Origin of the sequence: Dehalobacter sp. 12DCB1 (assembly GCF_004343605.1) — a bacterium.
Classification (GTDB): domain Bacteria; phylum Bacillota; class Desulfitobacteriia; order Desulfitobacteriales; family Syntrophobotulaceae; genus Dehalobacter.
The window spans coordinates 37,973-58,188 of sequence record NZ_POSF01000015.1 but is presented as its reverse complement, the minus strand read 5'-3'; the positions used below and the strand labels follow the sequence as shown (position 1 = coordinate 58,188).

At 45.9% G+C, this 20,216-nt stretch carries 14 protein-coding genes; 3 read left to right on the top strand and 11 right to left on the bottom strand.

Going from position 1 to position 20,216, the window contains the following annotated elements; genetic code table 11:
* Positions 1–32 precede the first annotated feature (32 nt).
* Positions 33–1,583 carry a diguanylate cyclase gene (locus tag C1I38_RS09060; RefSeq protein WP_119775105.1) on the top strand — a complete coding sequence of 517 codons (1,551 nt, stop codon included), beginning with the start codon at positions 33–35 and terminating at the stop codon, positions 1,581–1,583.
* Here the strand turns inward: C1I38_RS09060 and C1I38_RS09055 are convergent.
* From C1I38_RS09055 to C1I38_RS09045, 3 genes are all read right to left on the bottom strand, one after another.
* A complete protein-coding gene (locus C1I38_RS09055) occupies positions 1,580–2,440 on the bottom strand; it encodes an NYN domain-containing protein (RefSeq protein ID WP_119775104.1) in 861 nt (286 codons plus the stop codon). The two genes, C1I38_RS09060 and C1I38_RS09055, sit on opposite strands and share 4 nt — an antisense overlap.
* A 105-nt stretch (positions 2,441–2,545) precedes the next feature.
* Positions 2,546–4,612 carry a DNA topoisomerase III gene (locus tag C1I38_RS09050; protein WP_119775103.1) on the bottom strand — a complete coding sequence of 689 codons (2,067 nt, stop codon included), beginning with the start codon at positions 4,610–4,612 and terminating at the stop codon, positions 2,546–2,548.
* Positions 4,613–4,727: 115 nt separating this feature from the next.
* A complete protein-coding gene (locus C1I38_RS09045; RefSeq protein ID WP_119775102.1) occupies positions 4,728–7,022 on the bottom strand; it encodes a type IA DNA topoisomerase in 2,295 nt (764 codons plus the stop codon).
* Between the two features lie 323 nt (positions 7,023–7,345).
* Here C1I38_RS09045 and C1I38_RS09040 point away from each other — a divergent pair, with 323 nt between their 5' ends.
* Positions 7,346–7,711, top strand: a complete 366-nt coding sequence (locus C1I38_RS09040) for a spore germination protein GerW family protein (RefSeq protein ID WP_119775101.1) — start codon at positions 7,346–7,348, stop codon at positions 7,709–7,711.
* Between the two features lie 134 nt (positions 7,712–7,845).
* Here the strand turns inward: C1I38_RS09040 and C1I38_RS09035 are convergent, their stop codons facing one another.
* From C1I38_RS09035 to C1I38_RS09025, 3 genes are all read right to left on the bottom strand, one after another.
* Entirely contained in the window at positions 7,846–8,751 is a 906-nt protein-coding gene (locus C1I38_RS09035; protein ID WP_119775100.1) for a chemotaxis protein, read from the bottom strand.
* 149 nt (positions 8,752–8,900) lie between these two features.
* Positions 8,901–10,346 carry a DEAD/DEAH box helicase gene (locus tag C1I38_RS09030; RefSeq protein ID WP_119775099.1) on the bottom strand — a complete coding sequence of 482 codons (1,446 nt, stop codon included), beginning with the start codon at positions 10,344–10,346 and terminating at the stop codon, positions 8,901–8,903.
* A gap of 679 nt (positions 10,347–11,025) precedes the next feature.
* Entirely contained in the window at positions 11,026–11,256 is a 231-nt protein-coding gene (locus tag C1I38_RS09025; RefSeq protein ID WP_119775098.1) for a hypothetical protein, read from the bottom strand.
* Positions 11,257–11,545: 289 nt separating this feature from the next.
* Here C1I38_RS09025 and C1I38_RS09020 point away from each other — a divergent pair, with 289 nt between their 5' ends.
* Positions 11,546–12,751, top strand: coding sequence for an HDOD domain-containing protein (locus tag C1I38_RS09020; RefSeq protein WP_119775097.1), 1,206 nt, complete (start codon positions 11,546–11,548; stop codon positions 12,749–12,751).
* Positions 12,752–12,793: 42 nt separating this feature from the next.
* Here the strand turns inward: C1I38_RS09020 and ade are convergent, their stop codons facing one another.
* From ade to iorA, 5 genes are all read right to left on the bottom strand, one after another.
* Complete coding sequence (ade, locus tag C1I38_RS09015; RefSeq protein ID WP_119775096.1) at positions 12,794–14,602, bottom strand: adenine deaminase; 1,809 nt, start codon at positions 14,600–14,602, stop codon at positions 12,794–12,796.
* A 97-nt stretch (positions 14,603–14,699) separates the two neighbouring features.
* Entirely contained in the window at positions 14,700–16,340 is a 1,641-nt protein-coding gene (locus tag C1I38_RS09010; protein WP_119775095.1) for a class I adenylate-forming enzyme family protein, read from the bottom strand.
* 85 nt (positions 16,341–16,425) lie between these two features.
* Positions 16,426–17,661: a phenylacetate--CoA ligase gene (locus C1I38_RS09005; protein WP_199698243.1), complete on the bottom strand. Its 1,236-nt coding sequence runs from the start codon at positions 17,659–17,661 to the stop codon at positions 16,426–16,428.
* On the bottom strand, positions 17,658–18,254 hold the full coding sequence (locus tag C1I38_RS09000; protein ID WP_119775094.1) for an indolepyruvate oxidoreductase subunit beta: 597 nt from the start codon (positions 18,252–18,254) through the stop codon (positions 17,658–17,660). The genes C1I38_RS09005 and C1I38_RS09000 overlap by 4 nt, the downstream gene beginning before the upstream one ends.
* Positions 18,251–20,188: an indolepyruvate ferredoxin oxidoreductase subunit alpha gene (gene iorA / locus C1I38_RS08995; protein ID WP_119775093.1), complete on the bottom strand. Its 1,938-nt coding sequence runs from the start codon at positions 20,186–20,188 to the stop codon at positions 18,251–18,253. Before iorA ends, C1I38_RS09000 begins: the two co-directional genes overlap by 4 nt.
* Between the last annotated feature and the right edge of the window lie 28 nt (positions 20,189–20,216).

Here is a 20,216-nt window from a genome sequence, read left to right as displayed (position 1 = left end):
ATTGCATTCAGGTGAGAACGCAGGTGATATTTATGCTGGCCATGTCTTATATATCGATGATTGTGGCGTATACCTTTGTCTTATTTGGTTTCTATATTTTAAAATTGAATCATAAGGAAACCTTAAACAGATTATCAGCCTCTCTGAATTTCTGTTTTGCATACTGGTCGTTCATTTATTCATTCCTTTATCTCGCTCCAAGTCCCGAGAATGCTTTATTCTGGCATCGGATCGCGGCGATTGGATGGGTGATGTTCTGTCCGCTGGCCACTCACTTTTTTCTGGCTCTATCGGAAAAAACAAAAAATATTCAGGGTATCCATTGGTATATCCCCTTGTATGGCCTGCCGGCAATTTTACTGTTTAAAACACTGTTGACAAATGAATCATTGGTCGCCAAAGTCTTTGTCCAGAGTACAAGCGGCCTGGGTTGGACGTATGAACCCAATATTGGTTCAGTCTGGTTTTGGCTGTATTGGTTTATGCTTTTTGCTTACTTAAGTGTTGCGCTGTTCTTTACCATAAGGTGGGGCAAAAACAGCCAAAGACGGAGGTTCATTAAACAAGCCAAAAGCATTTCGATTCTGGCGGGCGTCATGATGCTGATCGGGATCGGTACTGATTTGATCCTCCCTTTGATCACTCCATTTATTCCGCCTTTATTTCATTTTTTCTCGATCTTCTGGGGATTAGGCGGCATCTATATGATCCGAAGGTATAAACTGATGGATGTGAATATAGCGGTGACACCGGACATTATTTTGGAGACAGTGATGGATCCAATCGTTCTGCTTGATAATAAAGGAATTATCCGTAAATGCAACCAGGCGACATTTGACCTGCTGAAATATGATGCCAGTGAAATGCTCGGCCGGAGATTCTCAGATTTTTTTAAAGCTCAAAAGTATAACCTGCAAAGAACAGATTTGTTGTTTAAAAACAAGTCTTTGCGTAATATTGAGTTTGATATGGTTGATTCGTCAGGCAAAGTTATCAGTATTATGGCATCATTCTCGGTGACCGAAACCGAGCTTGACGGCATTGTCGGCGTTGTTGGCAATCTTCATAATATTACGGAATATAAAGCTATGTCTAAAACACTTGAAAAGATGGCGAATTACGATAAACTAACCAATCTTCCAAACCGCAGAATGTTTTACAACAAATTGGAGAAGGCCATTGAGAAATATCATAAGCATGATCAGCAATTTGCGCTGGTATTTATTGATTTAGATGGGTTTAAGGTCATTAACGATACCTTTGGCCACGACATCGGTGACCAAATGCTGATGAAGGTTTCGTCGCTCCTGGCCGGGGTGGTCAGACGGCAGGATGTAATAGCGCGTCTGGGCGGCGATGAATTTGTTCTATTATTTTCCAGATTGCAGAATAAGACAGAGCTTGACGGAATTATGCAGAGAATGCAGGAAAAGCTTGTCAAACCCATCATGATAAACAATAAGATTTGCCGGGTTGGAATGTCGTTTGGAATTAGTATATGTCCGGAGGATGGAATGACCCCTGACGAACTTTTGAAAACAGCTGATCTCCGCATGTATAGGGAGAAAAAATATTCAAATTAACGTTTGATGGACTTTGTTCGGGAGCGGACATTCGGTTTAACGCGATATTCTTCAGGAGACACGATTGCTTCGGGCGTTCGTGTTTTTTTATTGCCTATTTCAGCCTCCGCCTTGTTACGGATATATTTATGGCTGATATTGGGATTACTGGTTCTGCGGGATTGAATTTCAAATTGTTTTAAGGAAGCAATCAGCGGTGTCAGTTTAACGTGGCCGTAGTTTCTGGTATCAAAATCAGGATAGCGCTTATTCAGCTTGATGCCGACTTCACCTAAAAATGCCCAGCCATCTTCATCGGAACTTTCTGTGACAATGATTTTGATGGCTTCAATAAGTTCATCAATGCTGGCCATTCCTTCCTGAGGTGTCCCCTGCACCCGCGTTTTAGCCTGTTCGTTTGTCTCATAGGGGCTTGCAGGAATGACACCTAGAACCTCGAGGTATTTAAACTTTTCACAGGCAGCGATAAACGGCTGTGGTGTTTTCTTCTCGCCCATGCCGATTACATACATGCCGGCTTCTCTAAGCCTGGAAGCTAGCTTTGTAAAATCGCTGTCGCTGGAAACAATGCAAAAGCCATCAACGCTTTTGGAATATAAAATGTCCATCGCATCAATGATTAAGGCAGCGTCGGTAGCATTTTTCCCTGTTGTGTAGCTATATTGCTGTATCGGTGTGATCGAATAATTCAGCAGCACTGTTTTCCAGGAGGCGAGGTTCGGCTTTGTCCAGTCTCCATAGATCCGTTTATAGGTCGGGGTGCCGTGATTCGCAATTTCATCAAAGATGTATTTAATATATTTTTCTGAGACATTGTCTGCGTCAATCAGCACGGCAATTTTTTTGTCATTTTCCATATACATTCTCCTTATTATGATTAATTTTTTATACATTTACTTATAATGGCTTAGATTTGGCGCAATTGCCGAAAAGAGGTGTTGTGGCTCCAAACTTGCCATTTATTAATCTTTGTTCTGTTTATTCAGAGCCTCTTTAAGCAAATCGCCAAGATTGCTGCCAATATTTTGATGGTCACTGTATTGGGCAATCAGTTTTTGGTTTACCTGGCTTGCTCTCTTGGAACTGGTAAAGCCGGTATTTCGTTCTTTTTCCGGCTGACGGTGGCCGCAGGCCCGATCCTGACAGACAAGCATTTTACCGCGTTTGCCGTTGACCAGCTGCATGTATTTTTTGCAGACCGGACACCTAGTTTTCGTAATATTGTCGGCGTGATATGTCGCGCTGTCCGAGACGATACTGTGAACCAGTTCAACGGCTTGGATCCGAATTCCTTTAATGAATTCGGTCTTGCTTCCGTTCCCTCTAGCAATGTCTGTTAAAGCTTGTTCCCACTGAGCCGTAAGCTCAGGACTTCGAAGTTCAGGAGCCACAAGGCTGATCAGCTGACGGCCTTTGGATGTAGGCACTAATTCTTTCCCGCTGCGTTCAATATAACTGGTATGCAGCAGTTTTTCAATAATTTCCGCCCTGGTAGCCGGAGTACCGAGACCGCTCCCCTTCATCGTTTCCCGGAGCTCCTCATCTTCAATGAATTTCCTTGGGTTTTCCATTGCTGTGAGCAAAGTGGCTTCCGTATAGCGTGCCGGCGGTTTCGTCTTCCCTTTTTGGGGCTTCAGGGTTTTGATCGTCCGTTCCTCGCCCTGCTCCAGTTTTCCGAGCATTTGTTCAGGCAAAGCATCCTCCCTGCTTTCTTCCGATTCCGTCTGCTGGGAAGTGATAGAGCGCCAGCCCGGGTCTTTCATCACCTTTCCTCTTGCATAAAACATTTCGCCATTAATACCGGTGATCACCGTCAGTTGATCATAACGGTACGGCGGAGAAAGAACGGCCAGAAAGCGCCGTACAATCAGGTCATACAAGGATTTTTCATCATGGGTCAGATCCCCGAGCTTTAAAGGCTGCTCAGTCGGAATGATCGCATGATGATCCGTTACTTTGCTGTCGTCCACGAGTCGTTTTGTCGGCTTGTAAGGCTGTGCCAAAAGCTTTTTGGCCGTTTCGGCATATGGCCCTGCGGCCAGTCCCTTGAGCCTGGACGGCAGGGTCGGTACAATATCGGCGGAGAGATAGCGAGAGTCCGTACGCGGGTAGGTAACCAGTTTATGCCGTTCGTATAAATTCTGTAGCGTGCTGGAAGTTTTCTGGGCGGAAAAGCTAAGTCTGCGATTCGCATCACGCTGCAGTTCAGTAAGATCATAAGCCAGTGGGGCTGGTTCGCTTTTGCTCTCACGCTTGACCTGCATAATTCTTGCAGATTGCTTTTCCAGCTTGCCCAGCAGAAATTCAACCTGCCGGTAATCATGAATTCGGCTGCCGTCTTTGCCGTGCCAGTCAGCAAAAAAGTCACCGAAGTCCGCTCGGATTGACCAGTAATCGACCGGAACAAATTTCTTGATCTCGTCCTCTCGCTGAACAATTATGGCAAGCGTCGGCGTCTGCACTCTTCCGGAATTCAGCTGGGCATTATACTTACAGGTTAAAGCCCTGGTCACATTCAGGCCGATCAACCAATCCGCTTCGGCCCTGCAAACAGCGGCATCGTAAAGATCATTATAGTCAGGTCCGGGCTTTAATTTCGTGAAGCCTTCCAGGATGGCGGCATCGGTCTGGGAAGAAATCCAGAGACGTTTGAAAGGTTTCTTCCAATTACTCAGTTTCATGATCCAGCGTGCGACCAGTTCACCCTCTCGTCCGGCATCAGTGGCTATAATCAGTTCTTTGATATCGTTTCGTTTCATCAGTTTGCTTACCGTCTGATATTGCTGGGAAGTCTGGCGAATCACCTTGAGCTTTAACTGTTCCGGAAGCATTGGCAGATCTTCCATCCGCCATTCTTTATATTTTTGGTCATAATCCTCAGGTTCGGCTAAAGTGACCAGGTGTCCTAAAGCCCAAGTAACGACGTATTGTGGTCCTTCGATAAAACCCTTGTTTTTAATATTACATTTAAGAACCCGGGCAATTTCCCGGGCCACACTCGGCTTTTCAGCCAGGACCAACGATTTCATGCATATTCCTCCGATTTAGATATCCTATGTACCATTATAGCATAATTTGTAAGGAGTTTTTCATAAAGAAACGGCCTGTTGGCGGCCGTTCCTTGAAAGAATTTATGATATTAATTTAATGATCAAACTCAAATTTAAGTTTTCCATTGGCGGCATCTTCCCAAACCAGACAGGCGTTGAAAGATTTTCCGCTTTTGGATTTGAATCCTTTGATCAAGGGTGTTTTACCTTTTTTCAATAGGCTTTTCATCTGGGCCTGACTAAGTACTTTACCGCAAATCGGTGTTTTCCAGACTACAAATCCACAGCCGCTTTTCCAGTTGGAGCAGCCGTAACCTTTTTTGCCTTCAATGACACCTTCTCCACACCGCGGACAGGAACCCAGTTTTTCAGGTCCGTTTTCCCGGGCTCTCGGAGGATCATTTTCTGTCCTAGTGGCCTTTGATGTTTTAGCTAATCGGACCGGAGCCTGGGCCAGGGGCGTTTTGCCATATTTTTGTTCATAGGCCCGAAGTTCATTGATGATTCGGATCACCGCTTCCTCGACCTCGGACATGTACTTTTCCAGCGAAAGTTCACCTCGTTCAACCTGCGCCAAGTCATATTCCAGCTGACCGGTCATTTCCGCGCTGATCAGCTGGGCTGCATGCGGAAGCCTGTCTTGAATTAAAGAAATCAGCTGGATTCCTTTTTCGGTCGGATGCAGCGTTTTTTGCTCCTGTCTGATATAGCCGCGCTGAAGCAGATTTTCAATAATCGCCGGCCGGGTAGCTACTGTCCCGAGGCCCTTCCCTTTCAATTGCTGGCGCAGAACATCGTCTTCAATTTGTTTACCCGCACCCTCCATCGCTTTAAGCAGATCACCCTGGGTGAAACGTTTCGGGGGTTTGGTGCTCTTTTCGTCAATCCAGACTTCAGTCGTCTGAACAGAGTCACCCTGACTGACCGCCGGGAGTTCTGTGTTTTCGTCTTGCCGGTTTTCGCGGTTCTTGTTTTTTCTCCTGGTTTTTCCTGTTGTTCCGTTGCTTTCAGCCTCGGAATCCTGAGTGTCTTCGAAATCGTAGACTTTTTTCCAGCCGGAGTTGAGCAGAATCCTGCCTTTGGAGCGAAAATGTTCCTGGGCCGCTTCTGTAACAATTTCCGTCTGCTGATACCAGGCAGGAGGAAACCAGACAGCCAGGAAACGCCTCGCAATCAGGTCAAAAAGCTGACGTTCGGCTTCCGGTAGCTTACGCCAATGAACGGTTTCCGTTGTAGGGATGATCGCATGGTGAGCCGTAATCGTGTTGATGACCCGTTTGTTTTGAGGCACACCATAGGTCATTGCTTCATCAACATTTTCCTGATAAGGCTCCTGACGCAGGGCTTTCAGGTGAGCAGGCAGCTTCGGAATCATATCCGCGGGCAAATAAGCACAATCCGTACGCGGGTAGGTGATAGCCTTTTTATCATAAAGAGACTGGGCCAGTTCCAGGACCTTTTCGGCACTAAATCCGAATCGTCTGGAAGCTGTGACTGTCAGGCTTGTCAAATCGAAAAGCAAGGGTGGAGCTTCGGAAACCTTTCTTTGTTCGGCCCGGATGATTTTCCCTCGCTGACCCTGTGTTTTTGCAGTAATTTTTTCGGCAGTTTCCCTGTCGTTCAGGCGTTTGTTTTCCTGAGCAGGATCAAACCAGCGTCCGGTGTACTGTCCCTGCTCCGCTGAGAAGGATGCACTGATTTCAAAATAGGTTTCAGCAACAAATTGTTCAATTTCCCACTCTCTGCGGACGATCAGCGCCAGTGTCGGGGTCTGTACCCTGCCGATGGAAATCACATTCGGTTTTTTGCGAATGGTGTCGAAGCTGCCAAACAAAGAGGTGAAGCCTTCGGTCAGATTCATTCCAAAGTCCCAGTCCGCAAAGGCCCTGCCATTGCCTGCCGCTGACAGACCTTCGACGGCTTGACCCGACCTTAACTGATTCATGCCTTCTAGGATAGCCTCTCGCGTCAGGGAAGAAATCCAAAGCCGCGAGAGCGGTTTTGTACATCCCACCAAATCCCAGACTTCCTGAAAGAGAAGCTGCCCTTCCCTGTCGGCGTCCGTTCCGCAAATAACCTGTTTGATTTCAGAAGATTTCAGCCATTTTTGTAAAACTTGAAATTGTTGGCGCGTTTGGGATTTGATTGTACGCCGAAACGAATCGACAGCCGGTAGAACAGGCAGACGGTTCAGACTCCAGCGTTTCCCGACACGTTCTAGATCCATATAGCCTTCCGGCCTTTCCAGCTCCAGAAGATGACCGATACACCAAGTTATCACATACTGGTCATTTTCGAGCCAGCCTTGTCCTTTGCCTTTTACCCCCAGGGCTGTAGCATATTCCCGGGCCTGAGCCGGTTTTTCAGCAATAATCAGTATTCTTTCCATAAGATCTTCTTTCCGTATAATTTTGTTTCCATGTGAATCTTACAGATACCTAGTACCATCTAAAATGCATGTAACACTGAAATAAATTTTAGTTTAATTTTCCACAATACTCAGTATAGCATAAAACTAACTGGTACTTTGGGCTAAAAAATGAAGGAGTCCGTTTCCTGGCTCTTTGGCGGAATCGGGATGGAATTTGTTCAATATCCTAAATGCAAGACTGAAACCGACGCTGATGATTCTGGGTCTGACTAAAAAATTCTAGGAACGGCCAGACTCTAAGAAAGAAGATCAAAAATCAAATTTTAAAGGAGGATCCCCCTATGTCGGGCCGTTTTAACATTGGCGAAAATATCACCAACGTCTTTGAAAAACTGGAAAGCTTTCTGAAAACCAAGACCGTCGTCGGCGAACCTATGCAGGTCGGAGAAATCATTCTTGTTCCATTTATTGAGTTTACATTCGGCTTGGGTACGAGCGGCGGAAGCGGCATTGAACAGAAAAACAACCAGGGTTCGGGTGGCGGTGCCTGTAGCGGCGGCCGTATTTCGCCAACAGCAGTTCTGGTTATCAAAGGTGATCAGGTTGAATTGCTGCCGATTGAAAAATCAGGAGGGCTCGAAAAATTAATTGATATGGTTCCCGAGATCGTGGATAAAGTTAAAGATCCAAAATGCAGTGAAAAATAAATCATATGTCTAATTTTTAGTGGTGCTTCCCGACGAATAAAAAAGTTCCGCAGGAAGCACCACTAAAAATTTAAATCATGCGTGTTCATTCTATAATGGAATATAATCATTCCGTAGACATGCATCTTTTGTTATTAAGAAAGCAACCTTTTATCAACAATTTCAATTAACTGTTCGATTTCTGGCTTTGTGATTTGGGCACAGGCACCGAGCGCCTGCCCTTTCCTTCTCAGCTCTTCACTGATCATCGAGGAGAAGATAACAACGGGCAGCTCTTTAAGCTTGTCATGCTCTTTAATTTTTTTGGTCAGGTGATGACCATCCATTTGGGGCATTTCAATGTCTGTAATGACCAGCTGCACTTTATCTTCGATCAAACTGCCGTCAGCAGTCATTTTGTTCAGGTTATCCCATGCTTCCAGACCATTATCGTTGGAAATCACGTGATAACCTGCAGCGCTAAGTGTTCTAATTAGTAGTTCCCTAAGAATGCGGGAATCTTCTGCGATTAATATCGTTTTTGTTTTTCTGAGGTCGTCCATTTCTTCAGTTACCGCGGGTATCGTTGATAACTTTTTGTTCATGGTCGGATCAATCTCAGAAATAATCTTTTCAAAATCGATTAGAACAATGATTTTTTCTTCCAGCTTAACGATACCGACAGCAAAGTCCGAACCGGCAATATCCGACAAAGGTTCCATCTGAGTCCAGGATACGCGGTAAATCCTCGTGACTTCATCGACTTTGAAGCTGATCATTTCACCATTGATTTCACATACAATGATCTGCTGGTTATCTGTAGCCTGCTTAACACCGGTAATGCATTTCGTCAAATCGACAACCGGAATAATCTTATCCCGTAAAGTAAATAGTCCCTCAATATATGGATGTGAACCAACCAGGTGTGTCACCTTCACATTGTTGATAATTTCCCTTACTTTGGCGACGTTAATCCCATAGAATTTCCCGTCTACGGTAAATTCAATAATTTCAAACTCATTGGTCCCGGATTCCAGCAAAATTCCTTTATCATCCTGCATCGTCTACCTCTCTCCTCTTTCCTGTTCCCTGAGTGTGTATATCTAGTATTTTTCGCTAAAGAAGTTTCAAAATCCTTCAGGATTCGTGTTGTCTAATTAAATATTCATTTTATTTCAATAAATGCAGTTTTATTGTGACATTTGAGCATTTAATGGTTCACTTTTCTTACTTTCCGAAGTTTACCTTTAAGCGGTGTTGTTTGCAAGGCTTCAAGGACAAGTGTCCCTTTAAGGTTCAGGATTTCCACATAACTCAATTCATCCTGGATATTGATAATCCCGATATCAGCCGCTGTCATACCCGGAATGTTCGTCAGTGTACCGACAATATCCGCCGGCCGCATCTTAGATTTCTTTCCGGCATTGATCTGAAGCTTCATGATTTCCAAGTTGATCCGGGTGCCTTTCATGGCTTTATTATCCGGCACAACGGTTATTTTCTTATGAAAGGCGGCTTCGGCATTCCGGACAGTATCCTGAGACGGTCTTTGTTTCAGCGGGATCTCTCGTCCGATATATTTCTGTATATCCTGCAGGTACTTGTCATCGTCTTCAGTTATAAAGGAGATAGCCTTGCCGTTTTTATTCAGACGCCCTGTTCTGCCAATCCGGTGGACATAGCTTTCCTTTTCCTGCGGCAGATCAAAGTTGATGACAAGGGAAATATCTTCGATGTCAATTCCCCGGGCTGCCACATCTGTTGCAATCAGGTATCGAAAATAACCCTGTTTAAAATCATCCATGACACTCAGGCGGTGTCCTTGTTCCATACCGCCATGAATTTTGGCGCAAGGATAATCGAGCAATTTCAATTCCGCATAGACTTCATCCACCTGATATTTGGTATTGCAGAAAATCAGGCAGCTATCGGGGTTCTCCGTAACTGAAAGATCTTTAAGCAGCTTTATTTTATCCTGTCGGGCAATGAGGTATCTTTCCTGGGATATTCTTTCCACGGCGGATGTTTCCTCTTGCGTTTCGACGTAGTCTGGATCGTGCAAATAGTGAATACAGAGTGTTCTGACATCAAGAGGCATCGTGGCAGACAGCAGGGCCGTTACGCGGTTGGCAGGTAAGCTGCGAAGGATGGTTTCTGTCTGTTCCAGAAAACCCATATTCATCAGCTCATCCGCTTCGTCAATAACCAGGTATTTGATACAAGAAGTATCCAGCGTTCCTTTCTGAAGATGATCGATCAGCCGGCCAGGCGTTCCCACCACAATATGTGTTTTCTGCTTTAGCTCTTTCTCCTGATAATAGAAAGGAGATTTGCCGTATACTGCAGCAATTTTCAGTCTTTTAAAACGGCCGATATGAAACATATCTTCTTTGACCTGGATGGCCAGTTCTCTCGTTGGCGTGATGATCAGGGCCTGAGGCTTGTTTTCTTCCCAATCCACCAGCTGGCAAAGCGGAATAGCAAAAGCAGCCGTCTTGCCGCTGCCGGTCTGAGATTTAACAATCACATCTTTTTGGGCCAGAAACAATGGGATGACCTGTTTCTGGACGTTCGTAGGCTTGTCATAGTTCAGCAGCTGAAGGGCTTTTAATATTTCCGGACTTAACGGATAGTGGTCAAAAGAAACCTGGTGCATACGGTCATCTCTTTCTTTATCAGGAGTATGTATAAATGGAATATTATAAATTTTTTAGATTTACTCGGGCTCGTCAACGCAATGGATGGCCGCTTTCGGTCGTTGTGTCATTCTGACACAAAATCCCGTGCTTCGCAATCCATGCTCCGCTTGACGCTGTCCATCCATTTCGTTGACTTAGTCTGGAGTTAGTAAGTTGTTTTTTTAGTTAGCATTACTTTGGAATCCAAGTATTAGTTGATATTCTTAAAATAGCCACATAAATAATGATTTGCATTCCGACATGCAGACTTGCTCAAATAACCATATAATCAGTCTGTGGGGCACAGTTCCGCTGTGAGCGGAGAACGATGCGAAGCGCGGCTTTTTGACGGCCACGGATGGCCTAATGTCGCGATGCCATGGAGGGCAAGGAGCGACTCGCCAAGGATGGCGCAACAGCCGGAAAGCGGTATTGTGCCCCATAGACTAACCCTAACAAAATGGTATTAAAAATAGTAATGCGATTGACGAATCGATCTACTATTATTATTCTATTTAGTATTATTTCTGCAGATCAGGAATCAATTCCTTTATCCTTTCTTCCAAGTGCCTTATTAACGTTAAATGCATAGTAGCAACCTAAACAAATACGACCCCCTTGCAGAAAGGAGGCCGTAGTCCACGCCATGGATTTAAATTACATATTTGCAGCAAGCGCATGAAAGGACAAATCATTTGATCTTTCAGCGATATGGTTCAAAACCTTGATAATGGTTGCAGGAGAAGATGTCTGTTTGACAACTTTATACTCTCTGGAGGTTTCACCATATATATTTTCGAGGACGACGAGTACATCTTTTTTGACGGCCACAAATTGATCCGCTTCAAAAGCATTCGCCAATTTTTTGAGTTCATGACAAAAACGCATAAAAAAAACACCTCCTTCTCACATGCTCCAATACTTCAGGGAGTGTTACTTCAATATTTCAGAATTCAATTAAACAATGATGTAAATGAAATCTTGATATCCGTAAAAATACTCCGAAATGTATTATATAGAAGGAATAATAATGTGTCAACCATCTTTTACGGCAGTATACACTTGATTAAGACATTTTCTGTATACATTAAGCAATTTACTTATCCGTAATTTTTAAATATAATGGTAGTGCTGGACAATTGTGGAAATGTATTTCGTTGTTATGGAGGATAAATCAATGGATGTTTTTATTGCCAGACAGCCTATTTTTGACCGCAATTTGCATATCTACGGCTATGAACTGCTGTACAGACAAGGCCAGGACAACAGCTTCAGCGGCATCGATGATGACCGGGCCACAGCAGAATTGATCTACAACTCCTTTCTGGTTTTTGGCATACAGGACTTAACGGATGATGCTAAAGCTTTTATCAATTTCTCTAAGGATCTTGTTGACAGTGATATCCCCTCGCTGCTTCCGAATCACAATGTCGTGCTGGAAATACTTGAACGGAAAAAGGTAGCGCAGTCAACCGTTGAAGCCTGTAAACGGGTCAGAGAGATGGGTTATCTGGTGGCACTTGACGATTTTGTGTTCGATCAAAGCTACTTGCCGTTAATCGAAACAGCAGACATCATTAAAATAGAGTACCCGGCTGTAAATGAAGAACTTCAGCGTAAGCTTATCAAGAAATTTCACACAAAGGTTAAGTTTGTCGCTGAAAAAATAGAAACGCGGGAAGAATTTCAGCGCGCTTATGAAATGGGATATGATTATTTTCAGGGTTATTTTTTCAGCAAACCTTCGATCATTAATTCCAAAGAGATTGTATCCTTGAACAGCAATATATTGAAAATCATTCAGGAACTCAAAATGCCTGAACCGAGCTATGCGGTAATTGGCAATATCGTTCAAAGTGATCTCGGCCTGACCTATAAAATTTTTAAACTTGCCAACTCCATATATCTTGGGACAAAAAATAAAATCAATTCTATCCCGCAGGCGCTTGCCCACCTTGGCTTAAAAGAACTGTACCGTTGGAGCTCAATCATCATGCTGAAAGATCTGCAAAATATCGAGAATGCAGAACTGATCAAATTGTCACTTATCCGAGGAAAACTAATGGAACTTTTAGCTTCAGAACTGGGAGATAAAATGAGCAGTTCTGAATTCTTTTTTACCGGGATGTTTTCTTCCATTGACATTCTGCTGAACAAAAGCATGGAGCAGGTGCTCCATGGCCTTTCCCTACCGGATCATGTAAAACTGGCCTTGCTCGGCCAGGATAATAAACAACGGCGCTTATTGAATTTCATCATTGACTTTGAAAATGCGCAATGGAGCGAAGTCGAAAATCAGAATCTGATCAATAAACTCGGCATTAAACGCTTTATGCTTTTATATGTGGAAGCTATTAAATGGACTAGATCCCTGGATTATTAACACTGAAATGTTCATCGGGTGAAGTCGTATCATTGGAGCGTATCATTCGAGCAAAGACAGGAATGAAAAGTTCAGACAATCAATCAGTCCACGGTTCGTCAGGCGCAGTTCCGGGATAACAGGCAGACTTAAGAGCGCCATGGTCATAAATGGCGAGACCAAATTACATCCAAGCTCTTTCCAGGCTTCATCAAGCTGAGCCACCATTCCGGCCACTTCCTCGACCGGTCTATCCGACATTAAGCCGGCAATCGGTAGAGGTAGTACGGCCAGCACTTTCCCGTCTCTCACTGCGGCCATCCCGCCGCCAAGGTCAGCCACCGTATTGCCGGCAAGCGCCATATCCTCGTCGTTTACACCGATAATAATCAGATTATGGCTGTCATGAGCTACTGTTGATGCGACTGCCCCGCTCTTCATCTGGAAACCTTTTACATATCCTAGGCCATAATTCCCTGGGCCGCCGTGCCTTTCCAGGACCATAACTTTGGCAATATCGGCTGTAATGTCAGGACATACCTGTCCTTGCGCTGTTCCCATCTCGATCACGCGATGAAGGGTTCCGGTCTGGGCTTCTTTGATCTCGATGACATGTGCCCTGACCGTCGTTCTTCCTTCCGGAGCTTTGATGATGAAGTCTCCGGATTTCAGTTTATTGGACAGATGAACGGAACTGCGGAACTTCTCTGGATAGCTGACGGATGAAATTTCAGCCAGCATCCGTCCTTGTTCTGCTATGATTTCCCCGTCTATCATCACCTTTTCCACGGTGACTTCCGCGAGGTCACGCAGAAAAACAATATCTGCACATCTGCCGGGCGAGATACTCCCGAGATGCCGGTCAAGCCCGAAACACTGAGCAGGATTAATGGTTGCCATTTGAATCGCCGTAACCGGATTGACACCCTGGCGAATCGCCTGGCGGATCACATGGTTGAGGTGTCCTTTGGCCAAAAGGGTATGCGGATGCACATCGTCCGTCACCAGCACGGCATACCGGGAATCTACTTTGTTTTCAGTAATGGCCCGGACGGTTTCCTTAACGTCCTGCCAGGCTGAGCCTTCCCGCAGTTTGGCATACATACCGAGACGCATCCGGGCCAGGGCATCCTCCCTGGTCGTACTTTCATGGCAGGACAGGATCCCGGCTGCTGCATAAGCCTGCAATCCTTGTTCGAGATCAGCAGAAGCGTAATGCCCGGTAACCGGCTTGCCGGCGTTCAGCGTTACCTTTAATTCGGCATGAACCTGCGCATCACCAGAGATGACTCTCGGATAATTCATCATTTCCCCGAGCCCGATGATCCTGCTGTCCTGCAAGGCTTCTTCGATTTCAGCCGGGCCGATGATCGCTCCGGCATCTTCAAAACCCGGAGCAGCAGGTACACAGGACGGCATTGTTGCAAATACTTTAAGCGGCATGGCCTGTCCTTCTTCGACCATCATCTTAACGCCTTCCAGACCGAAGACATTGGCAATCTCATGCGGGTCCATAACAATGCACGTCGTTCCCTGCGGCAGGACAGCTCTGGTGAATTCCCTCAGCGTGACCATGCTGCTCTCGACATGCAGATGTCCGTCCAGAAAACCGGGTGCCAGCGTATAGCCTGAGGCATCGATGATCTTCGTCTGTTCCCCGATAGCAGGCGCGGCATTACCGACCAGGACAATCCGGCCGTGTTTGATCGCAATGTCCTTGTTTTCTTCGATTTCACAAGTATTTACATTGATGATCCGGCCGCCCCGGATCACCGTGTCCGCTTTCAGGATACCCATGGCGGTTTGAGCCAGTTCGGCTGTTTTCTCTTGAAAATCTTTTACGAGAAAATTGAGCGCACAATCATTTAACATGTGGATCCCCTCGTTTTACTTCATGGATGATTCCTCTTAGCTATGATTACTTTTATCAATGATTATTTTTATCAATGGTTTTATTTCATCTCATTAATTATAGACCATTTTCTGTCTGGGCGGCAATTAGGGTGGCTGCCCCGTATTTTTCCCTTAAACGCGGTTTCTCAATCTTACCGGTTGGATTGCGCGGGACCTTGTCGAAGATAATCCGGCGCGGACGTTTATAGCGGGGCATTGGTGCACAGAAAACGCCGATATCTTCTTCTGTGCAGATACTTCCCGGTTTGAGTTCGATGATTGCTGCGGTAATCTCACCCAGGCGCGGATCAGGCAGACCAATCACTGCGACATCCTTAATCGACGTATGTGCACGCAGGAAGTCTTCGATCTGAACCGGATAAATATTTTCGCCGCCGCTGATGATCACATCTTTTTTCCTATCGACCAAATAAATAAAGCCGTCCTCATCCATCCTGGCCACATCACCGGTCAGCAGCCAGCCATCTTTCAGGGCCACAGCCGTGGCTTCAGGGTCGTTGTAGTAGCATTTCATGACACCCGGACCTTTGACCCTCAGTTCCCCTACCTGACCCTGTGGGACCGGACAGCCGTTTTCGTCCGTAATTTGAACTTCCCACTGATAACCGGGTATCCCAATCGCGCCCACTTTATGGATGTTCTCTATGCCAAGATGCACACAGCCCGGTCCGATGGACTCACTCAGACCGTAATTTGTATCGTACAGATGATTTGGAAAATAGTTTTTCCAGCGGCGGATCAGGCTGGGAGGTACCGGCTGGGCCCCTATATGCATCAGGCGCCATTGGGAAAGCTCATAATCCTCCAGCTTGACTTTGCCGCTCTCTATTGCATCCAGAATATCCTGGGCCCATGGAACGAGAAGCCAGGCGATGGTGATTTTTTCCTCGCTGATCGTCTTTAGAATCCACTCCGGTTTGACGCCGCGCAGCAGGACAGCTTTGCTGCCCGAGAGCAGGCTGCCAAACCAGTGCATTTTGGCGCCGGTATGATATAGCGGCGGTATGCACAGGAAATTGTCGTCACGGGTCTGTCTATGATGGTTTTGTTCCGTATAACAGGCCGACATTAAGCTCCGGTGTGTATGTAGGATGGCTTTCGGAAAACCGGTCGTCCCAGAAGAAAAGTAGACGGCCGCATCATCATCTTCAGACAATACAACTTGCGGAACCTCCGAGGAACTGTTTGCTGCTAGCCGGTCGTAATTCTCCGCAAAAGACGGACGGTTTTCACCCGCAAATAAAAGCGCTCTGACTTTAGGGATTTGATCATAAATGGTTTCAACTCGGCCAATAAATTCCGGTCCGAAGATCAACGCAATTGTATCGGACAATTCCAGGCAGTATTTGATTTCTTCAGCTGTGTAGCGAAAATTTAAAGGGACTGCAACAGCGCCGGATTTTAAGATACCGAAGTAAATTGGCAACCATTCAAGGCAATTCATTAATAAAATGGCGACTTTATCGCCTTTCTTAATGCCTCTTTTCAGAAGCAGATTCGCCATACGGTTCGCTTTCTCGTCAAAAACCCGCCAGGTCATTTCCAGCCGGTATTCCCCTGCCGGATTGTTTTCGATCAGTTCATACTCTCTCCAGGTGACATTATGGCTTTCCTGAAGATCCAGATTAATCTCGGTCAGACATTTCTCCTGTCCGTACAACGTTGCGTTGCGTACCAACAATTCAGTAATGGGCATTGTTTAATCTCCTCCCGTTCTACCGTGACAACATTTATTTATCAACAGTTGACTTATTAAGATGCTAAATTATAAAAATGTAAAATCAGTAGCGGTTATCAAAAATACGGGTTGATTTCTTTTCACTTCGGGGAAGTTCTCCGATAGCTACGGCCTTCGGGACGACGGAGATCCCAATTTTTGCTTTACAATGTTGTTTGACGTCTTGTTCGAGCTGCTTTTTATCTGCATTGTTTTCGGTCTCAAAGAACAGCGTCATAATATCTTTGCCGCTTAAATGGTCAATCATGACCTGGTATTCACTACTGGCGCCTTCTACTTCGCGCAGAAGCTCATCAATCTGACCCGGGAAAATATTGACGCCCTTAACTTTGACCATATCATCGGTACGGCCAATAATGGTATCGATTCTGGGATAAGCCAGGCCGCAGGCACATTCTCCTGGCAGGAAACGGGTTAAGTCATGGGTGCGGTAGCGAATCAGCGGCGCGCCTTCCTTCTTTAAGGTCGTAATCACGAGTTCCCCGATTTCGCCTTCCGGTACCTGCTGGCCGGTATGCGGATCGATAATCTCAAAGTATAGATACTCATCCCAATAATGCATGCCGCATTCGTAATCGCAGCTCATCGCGATACCCGGTCCGTAAATCTCAGTCAAGCCATAGATATCGTATAATTGAACACCTAGTTCACCGGCGATGCGTCGGCGCATTTTTTCACCCCAGCGTTCTGACCCAATAACGCCTTTACGCAGGTGGATTTTGTCCTTGACGCCCCTTTTGGCAATTTCTTCAGCCAGGAGAAGGGCATAAGATGAAGTCGCGCACAAAACGGTACTCTTTAAATCCATCATCATTTGAATTTGTTTGTCGGTATTACCGGGGCCCATCGGAATAACCATGGCCCCTAAAAGCTCAGCTCCGTTCTGAAAGCCGATGCCTGCTGTCCACAAGCCGTAACCTGGTGTAATATGAACCCGATCCAAGTTGGTCAGACCCGCTGTTTCATAGCAGCGTTTAAACATGATGGCCCAGTCCTCGACATCTCGCCTTGTATACGGAATAATGACCGGGGTGCCGGTGGTTCCGGAAGAGGAATGAATCCGGACAATCTCACTGTCGGGAACAGCCTGCAGGCCAAGCGGATAAGCTTCTCTCAGATCATCTTTATTGGTAAATGGTAATTTTTCAAAATCTTCCTGGCTTTGCATGCTCTGAAGTTCGTTGCCTGCAAATTTCTTGCTGTAAAAGCCGTCGAGACTACAGAGCTTGGTCAGAGTATTTTTAATTGCTGCAAACTGGGTTTCATTCATCCGTTTCATACACAAATATTCCCCTCTTCTATATTTTGGGCACCAGCCCGAAGGGCCTGAATGTTCATGTCCAGCAGTTTAGCCGGCAATACGCTTTCCAGAGCAGTTTCGATTTCCGTAAGTGTAAAACCAAGTACACCGCTGCCTGTTGCTGCACCGAGTAAGGCAGTGTTTAAGACTTTTGATGAGCCGCAGACAGAACAGACTGCATCGCTATCCACAATATAGAGCCGGCTGACACTGTTTTGCAGATAGTCCAGCATCGTCTTCCCCTCATAGCCTTCAGCCGAGAGTGAAGCTGTGACCGGTTTAATTGCTTTTTGACTGACAATGACGGTCCCTTGAGGCTTTAAAAAAGGAAGCGCCCGTACAGCTTCCGCGGGTTCAAAGCCTATCACCAGATCAGCTGTCTTCAGTGCTACCAGCGGAGCGTGAATATTTTCACCGATCCTTACATGGCTGACAACGCAGCCACCCCGCTGGGCCATGCCGATCGTCTCCGCTGTACGAACTTTTAAGCCTTTTTGCATCGCGGATTGGGCAATAACTTTGGAAGCCAGGACAATTCCCTGACCGCCTACCCCAGCTAAGATAATATTCATACCGGCTCACCTCCTATCGCAGCAAAAGAACAGATCTGTGTACAGAGGGAGCAACCGTAACATAAAGCCGAATCAATTTCAGCCTTATCCACTTTCCAAGTAATGGCCGGACAGCCCAATTCTTTGATACAGCGCTTGCAGCCACTGCATTTTCCGGGATCGACCGTAAATCGGGGCCCTGGTTTGGCTATTGCAATACACGGATATTCAAAGATCACCGCTGAAACGCCGCGCACCGCTGCAGCATCTTGGACGGTAGCGATCGCTTGTTTTAAGTTGAGCGGATTGCATGTCGTAATCTGTTTAACACCCAAGGCCCGAAGGACAACCGGAATACTAATTTTTTCAGCGATACTTCCCATCATGGTTTTCCCTGTGCCCGGGTGTGGCTGATGGCCGGTCATCGCCGTTGTCGAATTGTCGAGGATAATCAATACGATATCAGTTTCATTGTAAACAGCATTAATCACACCGGCAATGCCTGTATGAAAAAAGGTTGAATCACCGATAAATGCAAAGTTAACCGTATCCGGTTCAGCGCGGTGCAGTCCCTGGGCAATCGTAATGCCTGCACCCATGCAGAGGCAGGTGTCGACCATCTCCAGCGGACTTGCATTACCAAGCGTATAGCAGCCGATATCACCGGAAAAGACCGCTTTCTTACCTTTCATGGCTTTTTTCACCGCGTAAAAAGAAGCGCGGTGCGGACACCCGGCACAGAGTACCGGAGGCCGGACCGGCAGGTCCGGCTGCTGCTCAGGCTGTATAACTTCTACAATCTGTTGATCCTCTTCAGCTATGTTTTCTTCTTTATTGTTTATATCCTCATGTTTAGCATTCAATGTGGAGAGATTTAGACGGCAATCTTCATCCTGATTGGGCTTCTTTAAGAATTTCGTGATTGCCTTGAGTGCGATTTCAACGCTGTTTTCCCCGGCCTGAGGGCTATGGCCACTCAGTTTGCCGAAGACGTTGACAGGCAAATGGTATTGGCCGCACAGGAAAATCAATTCTTTTTCAATCACTGGGTCCAGTTCTTCGATCACCAGAACTTCATCGAGGCCACTTAAGAACTCTAGGGCCAGTTTTACCGGAAAAGGATGCGGCGTTGAAACTTTGAACAGTTTATAGTCAATATCCGAACTATTCTTCTGTATATCGTTTTCGCGTTGACGGCACTCCTTCAGGGCCTGGATTGCTTCACACGTATAAGCATAACTGATGCCTCCTGTGGCAATACCTCTTTTACCGCTGCCGGTTAATGTATTGCAGGGATAGGACGAAAAGTCCGCTTCCAGTATTGGACGCCTGGCTTCAATTTGCAGATGCTTTTCATAAGAAAGACGAGGAAAAATCGTCCACTTCGGATTTTTGACAAAAGCACCGACCGAAAAAGCCGCCTGAGCGGGTTCAAATATCATAGAGGCGCTACCATGACAAACACGCGTGGTTGGACGAAATAAGACCGGGGTCTTATATTTTTCCGAATAAGCAAACGCATCGCCAATCATCTGATAAGCTTCTTCCGGTGAAGATGGGTCAAAGACAGGCAGTTTGGCAAAAGAAGCGAAATGGCGGGTATCCTGCTCTGTCTGGGAAGAAATAGGTCCGGGATCATCAGCAACAACGATGACCATTCCCCCCTCTACCCCGATATAAGCGAGGCTCATTAATGGATCGGAAGCAACATTAAGACCAACCTGTTTCATGGTCACCATCGTTCGGAGACCAGTATAGGCTGCACCAGCCGCAACTTCCAGCGCAGATTTTTCATTAACCGACCATTCAACATAAATATTCCCGGGATTTTTCCGGGCGACAGTTTCCAATATTTCTGTGGAAGGCGTGCCAGGGTAGCCGGTTACAACCGCAACGCCGGCCCGGATAGCTCCCATAGCAATTGCCTCATTCCCCATTAAAAGTACTTGTTCCATGAATCGTCCTCCTAAAGCAGATCAAGAC

Bases quoted from the DNA above. Each gene is read 5' to 3' on its own strand.
- C1I38_RS09060 (WP_119775105.1), top strand. From the start codon at position 33: ATGCTGGCCATGTCTTATATATCGATGATTGTGGCGTATACCTTTGTC.
- C1I38_RS09055 (WP_119775104.1), bottom strand. From the start codon at position 2,440: ATGGAAAATGACAAAAAAATTGCCGTGCTGATTGACGCAGACAATGTC.
- C1I38_RS09050 (WP_119775103.1), bottom strand. From the start codon at position 4,612: ATGAAATCGTTGGTCCTGGCTGAAAAGCCGAGTGTGGCCCGGGAAATT.
- C1I38_RS09045 (WP_119775102.1), bottom strand. From the start codon at position 7,022: ATGGAAAGAATACTGATTATTGCTGAAAAACCGGCTCAGGCCCGGGAA.
- C1I38_RS09040 (WP_119775101.1), top strand. From the start codon at position 7,346: ATGTCGGGCCGTTTTAACATTGGCGAAAATATCACCAACGTCTTTGAA.
- C1I38_RS09035 (WP_119775100.1), bottom strand. From the start codon at position 8,751: ATGCAGGATGATAAAGGAATTTTGCTGGAATCCGGGACCAATGAGTTT.
- C1I38_RS09030 (WP_119775099.1), bottom strand. From the start codon at position 10,346: ATGCACCAGGTTTCTTTTGACCACTATCCGTTAAGTCCGGAAATATTA.
- C1I38_RS09025 (WP_119775098.1), bottom strand. From the start codon at position 11,256: ATGCGTTTTTGTCATGAACTCAAAAAATTGGCGAATGCTTTTGAAGCG.
- C1I38_RS09020 (WP_119775097.1), top strand. From the start codon at position 11,546: ATGGATGTTTTTATTGCCAGACAGCCTATTTTTGACCGCAATTTGCAT.
- ade (WP_119775096.1), bottom strand. From the start codon at position 14,602: ATGTTAAATGATTGTGCGCTCAATTTTCTCGTAAAAGATTTTCAAGAG.
- C1I38_RS09010 (WP_119775095.1), bottom strand. From the start codon at position 16,340: ATGCCCATTACTGAATTGTTGGTACGCAACGCAACGTTGTACGGACAG.
- C1I38_RS09005 (WP_199698243.1), bottom strand. From the start codon at position 17,661: ATGAAACGGATGAATGAAACCCAGTTTGCAGCAATTAAAAATACTCTG.
- C1I38_RS09000 (WP_119775094.1), bottom strand. From the start codon at position 18,254: ATGAATATTATCTTAGCTGGGGTAGGCGGTCAGGGAATTGTCCTGGCT.
- iorA (WP_119775093.1), bottom strand. From the start codon at position 20,188: ATGGAACAAGTACTTTTAATGGGGAATGAGGCAATTGCTATGGGAGCT.